A 4,126-nucleotide genomic window follows, 5' to 3' on the forward strand; every position below is an offset into this window, starting at 1 on the left:
ACCATAACCGGGAAGTTAAACGGGGTGATACCAGCGACCACGCCCAGTGGTTGAAATTCACTCCACGAGTCGATATTCGGGCCGACGTTTTTGCTGTGTTCACCTTTTAACAATTCAGGGATACCACAGGCGTATTCAACATTTTCGATACCCCGTTGTAATTCACCAGCGGCGTCGTGTGAAATTTTGCCGTGCTCCTGGCCAATAAGTTGACAAATTTTTCCGGCGTTTTGCTCAAGTAATTCCTTGAACTTGAACATGACGCGGGCACGTTTTATCGCTGGTGTATCGCGCCATGGAGGAAAGGCGGCTTCAGCGCTGGCGACCGCTGCTGCAACGGTAGCGACGCCAGCCAGTGCCACCTGCTTTTCTGCCTGGCCTGTCGCGGGGTTATAAACCGCCTGGGTGCGTTCAGCATCCCATACCATTTCACCGTTGATAAAATGACCAATGGTATGCATCGATGTCCTCCAAAAATATTTTTATCGTTCAGGAGCGGTTGATTTAGCACTATTTGATTGAGCAGGATTTTAATCCCATAGTGCCTGATACATGCTCACGAGTTCTCCAGCACTTGGCACTCTTGGGTTATTGCCCGGCGAGCCTGAGGCCAGGGCTTGTTCCGCCATGGTTTGGCAAACTGAGAAAAATTCATGTTTATCGATACCGAATTGCGCTGGCGTTGGCACTGATAACTCGTTGTTAAGGGCTTTGAGTTCAGTCAATAATTGTTCATTGGCTTGCTGGTCACTGTCCCCAGGAGAGGCGATGCCCATGGCTCGGGCACAATCGGCATAGCGCCCGGGTGCAGCGGGAACAGAATATTCGGTGACGCCTGGCAATAACATGGCATTGGATAAACCGTGGGGTACATGGAAAAAGGCGCCAATAGGGCGACTCATGCCGTGTACCAGGGCAACCGATGCGTTAGAGAAAGCAATGCCCGCCAGGGTCGAGCCCAGCATCATCTGTTTCCGGGCCTGTTGATCTTCACCGTTGTGGTAAACCTTACGCAGGTTGGGCGCTATGAGTTTCATCGCGGCAATGGCCTGGGTATCACTGTAGGCATTGGCTTTTTTACTGACGTAAGCTTCTATGGCATGAGTCAGGGCATCAATACCGGTATCTGCGGTGGTCCGGGCGGGTACACTGATGGTCAGCGTGTAGTCAACCAGTGCGGCAACAGGCATAAAGCCGGCACCCATGCAGAGCATTTTTTCGTCGCTGGTTTGATCAGTAATGATGGTGACACGGGTTGCTTCTGAGCCGGTACCGGCGGTGGTGGGAATCGCGATAACCGGTAATCCGGGTTCGTTGACAATACGGGGGAAACGGTAATCTCTCATTTCACCGCCGTATTTGGCGAGAATGGAAATTGCTTTGGCGCTATCGATAGAGCTGCCACCACCCAGAGCAATAATGCAGTCATAATCGCCTGCCCCGGCCATTTCCACACCGGCTTGAATGGAGGCAACGGTTGGCTCTGGCACGGTATCTGAGAAGACATCAAAATAAACATCAACAGTCGTGCTTTTTTGTTCAAGCACTTTTGTGATGTTAGCGACATAGCCTAATTTAACCATCACGTTGTCAGTGACAATCAGGGCGCGGGAGCAGCCCATACCGGCCAGAATATCAGGGACGGCCAGACTTGCCTGTGCGCCAACTTGCATGATACGCGGAAGAATGATCTGTGAAGACATATTGTTTTCCTTATTCAACCAGTAGCCTTTCAGACTTTAGACTGTTCTTCACTAATGCAGCTAAGTGTTGATACCCATACCGTTCGTGCTGAGCTTGTCGAAGGATGGTGCCACCGTACTTCGACAAGCTCAGGATGAACGGGGTGTACGGGTATTAACGCTTTTCTGCACTAAAAATGCTGATTAGCTGGCAGACACTCTGCTGTTGCTTTCTTGCCTGGCTTGCGGGAATAACCCTGGCCATATTCCGGTGGCAGTGGCATATCATCAGGGGTGACTGAATATGGCAAGCCATTATTACAGGGTTCCTCGCGAAAAGCCTTATACAAGCCCCAGGTAGTCACCGCCAGGACAATCGAGTAGGGCAGTGCAGCAACAATAGACGCGGTTTGTAACGCTTTTAAGCCACCGGCAATCAGTAATACACCAGCAACAGCACCGATGAGTAAGCTCCAGAAAATGCGTAATTTGGGCGGTGATTTTGGTTCACCCATAGACACTAATGTACAAATAACCAGGGTTGCCGAGTCAGCAGAGGTGACAAAGTAAGTGACCAGCATCACTGTGCAGATAATTGCCCCGATTGTGACAACAGTCTTACCTAAGCCCATTAACTTCATGGTGACAAATAAAGCCGTGGTAATGTCTTTATTAACCGCCTTGATAACCCCGCCTGAACCAAACAGCTCAATGAACATGGCAGAATTACCAAACACGGTTATCCAGAATGTTGCCACTAACGTTGGCACGATCAAGACACCAAGAATAAACTCTTTGACGGTACGGCCTTTGGATATGCGGGCAATAAAAATGCCGACAAAGGGTGCCCAGGATATCCACCAGCCCCAGTAGAACAGGGTCCACCAACCTTGCCATTGACTTTTCGGGTCCGGGTCAACCCAAAAACCAAGATTGAAGGCATTGGTCATGTAATCACCCAGGTTAGTGACAAAGGCACCCAGTAAATAAGCCGTTGGCCCTAAAATAATAAAGAAGGTGAGCATTAATACGGTAAGGCGGATGTTCAATTCGCTGACTTTTTTCAGGCCGTTATTCAAACCATTTAACGACGATAGCATCGCCAATACGGAAATGACCGCAATAATGAACACTTGATTGGTTGAATTTATTTTGACGCCAAACAGGTAGTTAATTCCTGCGTTCATCTGTTGTGCGCCAAGTCCTAACGAGGTTGCGATGCCAAATACCGTCCCGAAAACCGCCAATAAGTCAGCCATGTGGCCAATTGGGCCGTATATTTTGTTGCCAAAAGCCGGGTATAAGCCAGAACGGATCGATAATGGCAAGCCTTTGCGGTAGCAGAAATAAGCCAATGCCATACCCGTAACAGCAAACAGTGCCCAACCGTGCAGGCCCCAGTGAAAGATACTGATGCGCATGGCGACTTGTGCTGCCGCAACGGTTTTTGCCTGCCCTTCGGCAATAAAGGGATTGCCTTGCAAGTGGTATATTGGCTCGGCAATACTCCAGAACAGAATACCGATACCGATACCCGCACTGAACAGCATCGAGAACCAGGAAAAGAAACTGTATTCTGGTTTGGCGTCGTCATGACCTAACCTGATACGGCCAAAGCGACTGAACGCTGTGTATATGGCCAGGAGTAAAAAGAAACTCATCAAGATAACGTAATACCAGGCAAGACGGGTAGCAATAAAGCGCTCGGCGGCTGCATAGATACTATTGGCGTATGCAGGGGCAATGATGGTAAACAGGACAAAGGCGATAATGGTAATCGCTGAGCCTCTGCTCATCACTGGATGGGTATTGGCAAAAATACCGGTTGCTAATCTCTGGCTGTTCATCGTATCGCTCCGCTCGGTAAACCTGGACTCACGGGTAAGTACTCAAAAACTCCCGGGCTGAGTTTCGATAAGGTTACTGTGTAGGGGGGGTAAGGCCGGGTCATACAGAACTCTGGGCATTTTGGGTATGTTGCTGAACAACAAGTTGATGCAGCACAATGGCCTGCACCTGCCGCCGGGCAATACACTCAGGAAGGTTAGACGATAAAACTTCATAAAGTGATGTAAACACAGGGGCAGATTAGACGACAGGATGTGATATTTCCTCATTTATACCTGGTTTTGACTATTTACACTCACGACACACATGGTCAGCTTTTTGCCTTCGCAGGTGAATAACTTTTTTTGGCGAGTTATTTTTGTTATTCATTTATTATTTCCTCGCTCTGGAAAGTTATGGTTACTGCCGGTTAATCATTTTTTCAATAGCGACTTTTGCCGTATTGTATTATTTTGGTTAGCTTTCGGTTAGAAGACAATCAATAAAACTTATGGCAAAGGTATAAAATAATTTATAAGTGTCATTTATTAAGTTATGTAATATTAAAAACCAAAGTTAAAAAGCCTGAAAATAATAATTACACATTTGTTCAGAAT

General features: G+C 47.9%; 3 protein-coding genes. All 3 read right to left on the minus strand.

The window, feature by feature from the left end; all coding sequences use genetic code 11:
- The coding region (locus KDK13_RS12335; RefSeq protein WP_257285273.1) for an aldehyde dehydrogenase family protein at positions 1–461 on the minus strand (461 nt) is incomplete at its 3' end.
- 69 nt (positions 462–530) lie between these two features.
- Positions 531–1,703, minus strand: a complete 1,173-nt coding sequence (locus KDK13_RS12340; RefSeq protein WP_257285274.1) for an iron-containing alcohol dehydrogenase — start codon at positions 1,701–1,703, stop codon at positions 531–533.
- Between the two features lie 170 nt (positions 1,704–1,873).
- A complete protein-coding gene (locus KDK13_RS12345) occupies positions 1,874–3,529 on the minus strand; it encodes a BCCT family transporter (protein WP_257285275.1) in 1,656 nt (551 codons plus the stop codon).
- Positions 3,530–4,126 lie beyond the last annotated feature (597 nt).

The organism is Endozoicomonas sp. SESOKO1 (assembly GCF_024606265.1).
Taxonomy (GTDB): domain Bacteria; phylum Pseudomonadota; class Gammaproteobacteria; order Pseudomonadales; family Endozoicomonadaceae; genus Endozoicomonas.